Annotated in this window: 2 protein-coding genes and 1 pseudogene; 1 reads left to right on the plus strand and 2 read right to left on the minus strand. The window is 51.6% G+C overall.

Annotation, left to right across the window (positions count from 1 at the left end; translation table 11 throughout):
- Positions 1 to 547 (minus strand): aspartate-semialdehyde dehydrogenase (locus BG74_RS17220; RefSeq protein WP_244267362.1); only part of this gene is annotated, 547 nt, incomplete at its 3' end.
- 217 nt (positions 548 to 764) lie between these two features.
- Here BG74_RS17220 and BG74_RS05920 point away from each other — a divergent pair.
- A complete protein-coding gene (locus tag BG74_RS05920; protein WP_066597279.1) occupies positions 765 to 1346 on the plus strand; it encodes a YhgN family NAAT transporter in 582 nt (193 codons plus the stop codon).
- A gap of 173 nt (positions 1347 to 1519) precedes the next feature.
- Here BG74_RS05920 and BG74_RS17225 read toward each other — a convergent pair.
- Positions 1520 to 2116 (minus strand): annotated as a pseudogene (locus BG74_RS17225) (GntT/GntP/DsdX family permease); the annotation flags it as partial.

Consider the following 2116-nt stretch of genomic DNA (forward strand, 5'->3'; position numbering starts at 1 on the left):
GCAATTGCCCCATTTGTACCAGGAGTTCACGCATATGGCGCGCGCCACCGCCGGATGCCGCCTGATAGGTGGCAACCGAGGCCCATTCTACTAAATCCTGAGCAAACAACCCGCCCAGCGACATCAGCATCAGGCTCACTGTACAGTTGCCGCCAACAAATGTCTTGATGCCGCGATCCAGGCCCTGCTGGATCACAGACTGATTAACGGGATCGAGGATGATAATCGCGTCCTCGCGCATACGCAGTGACGACGCCGCATCAATCCAATAACCCTGCCAGCCGATTTCACGCAGCCGCGGATAGATTTCGTCGGTGTAATAGCCGCCCTGACAAGTGACGATAATATCTAGCGTGCTGAGCACCGCCAGATCCAAGGCATCCTGCAGTACACTCTGCTGGCCGTTGACCTCCGGTGCGGGCTGACCGTGTTGGGAGGTGGAAAAAAATACCGGGCAGATAGAGTCAAAATCGTGCTCTTCGGTCATGCGCTGCATCAACACTGAACCGACCATACCGCGCCAGCCAATAAAACCAACGTTTTTCATGTTTAACTGTCCTGCCGTAGTAGAGGGAGGGGTGATAAACTATTACGTATGCTCTTTACTGCGCAACGTCAACAGGATACACTGCATCCACCATACGAAATGTGGCCGAAATGCCGCAAGTAGAGTTGTTCTATATTTTAAGCCATTTTCAGCGGCGATGCTTGTACTCATTCCCTGCCGTTGTCGGGGCGCCGGCGCTGATAACATCGAGGTAATAATGAGTGAAATGATATCGGCCACTGTTTTATTGTTTTTAATTATGGATCCCTTGGGTAATCTGCCAATATTCATGTCGGTTCTTAAACATCTAGAGCCGAAGAGGCGGCGCGCTATCGTCATCCGGGAGATGCTGATAGCGCTGCTTCTGATGCTGATTTTTCTGTTTGCCGGCGAACATATTTTGTCGTTTCTCAACCTACGCACCGAAACGGTATCTATCTCCGGCGGTGTTATTCTCTTTTTGATCGCTATTAAAATGATTTTTCCTTCCCAGGAAGGCAATAGTGCCGGCCTGCCGGCGGGGGAGGAGCCGTTTTTGGTGCCACTGGCGATCCCACTGGTCGCCGGCCCGTCAATCCTGGCGGCGCTGATGCTATTATCTCATCAATATCCAATGAAAATCAACCAGTTAGTCCTGTCTTTACTCATCGCCTGGGTTCTGTCAGTCGTCATCCTGATGCTGTCTAACGTCTTTTTACAATTGCTAGGGAGTAAAGGGGTCAGCGCGCTTGAGCGGCTCATGGGGTTATTGTTAGTCATGATCTCGACTCAGATGTTCCTGGACGGCATACGCGCCTAGGAATGGGAGGTTAACATCATCATACCGAACAGACGACCACCCGCTCAAAAAATGGTAGCTTGTCGATATGGTAGCCTGTCGATTGGTATAACCCTGCCTATAGCGGGCAGGCTGCTGGACCGGTCCGTGCGAGCGTAGACGGTGTGAGGTCAAATCACCATATTCAGCAGAANACAGCCCGCAAGGCCGCTGACCGCGATTATGGTTTCCAGCACCGACCAGGAGCGGATAGTTTCACCGATGGTCAGGTTAAAATACTCCTTGAACAGCCAGAAGCCAGGATCGTTGACGTGGGAAAAGATCAAGCTGCCAGAGCCTACGGCGACAACCATCAGCTCGGGGCTAACGCCAGTGGTTGCGATAAGTGGTGCGGTGATGCCGCCAGCGGTAATCGCCGCGACGGTCGCCGAGCCTAGTGCAATGCGCAGCGTGGCGGCAATGGTCCAGGCAAGCAGCAGCGGAGAGATAGTGCTTCCTTCTATCATCGATGAGATGTATTTATCCACACTACTATCAACCAACACTTGTTTAAACGCCCCGCCGCCGCCAATGATCAACATTGTCATGGCGATGATTTTTATGGAATCGGTAATGGTACTAATTACTTCATCCATACTACGGCCCCGATTTAAACCAAAGGTAAAAATGGCAATCAGCACTGCGATAAGCGTAGCCATAATGGGATCACCAAAGAACTCAGTGTAAGCCAAGATAGGATTGCCATCCGGCAGCAGCATTTCAGTTATAGCGCGCAGCGCCATCAATACCAC

It is taken from the genome of Sodalis-like endosymbiont of Proechinophthirus fluctus (assembly GCF_001602625.1).
GTDB lineage: Bacteria > Pseudomonadota > Gammaproteobacteria > Enterobacterales > Enterobacteriaceae.

Bases quoted from the DNA above. Each gene is read 5' to 3' on its own strand.
- BG74_RS05920 (WP_066597279.1), top strand. From the start codon at position 765: ATGAGTGAAATGATATCGGCCACTGTTTTATTGTTTTTAATTATGGAT.